This window comes from Paenibacillus sp. BJ-4 (assembly GCF_020404765.1).
Taxonomy (GTDB): Bacteria; Bacillota; Bacilli; order Paenibacillales; family Paenibacillaceae; genus Paenibacillus.
The window spans coordinates 1-211 of sequence record NZ_JAIVEM010000025.1 but is presented as its reverse complement, the minus strand read 5'-3'; the positions used below and the strand labels follow the sequence as shown (position 1 = coordinate 211).

Sequence of the window (211 nt, the reverse complement as noted above, 5' to 3'; positions counted from 1 at the left end):
GATATCTCCCACGAACACGTCGAACGAGAAGCTTGCGAGCTGCAGCAGCCGCACCGGGAACTGATCCAACCGGTATTCCCGCCGGTAGCCCGCCGCCGTGTTCACTAGGCTGCGGTGCTCGATCATCACGCCCTTCGGCTTGCCCGTCGTTCCCGACGTATAGATCACGTACGCCAGATCCTCCGGACGGGCTTCATGGAAGCTGTCGGTG

At 62.1% G+C, this 211-nt stretch carries 1 protein-coding gene; it reads right to left on the bottom strand.

Going from position 1 to position 211, the window contains the following annotated elements; all coding sequences use genetic code 11:
- The coding region (locus tag LCF57_RS05000) for an AMP-binding protein (protein WP_225999717.1) at positions 1 to 211 on the bottom strand (211 nt) is incomplete at both ends.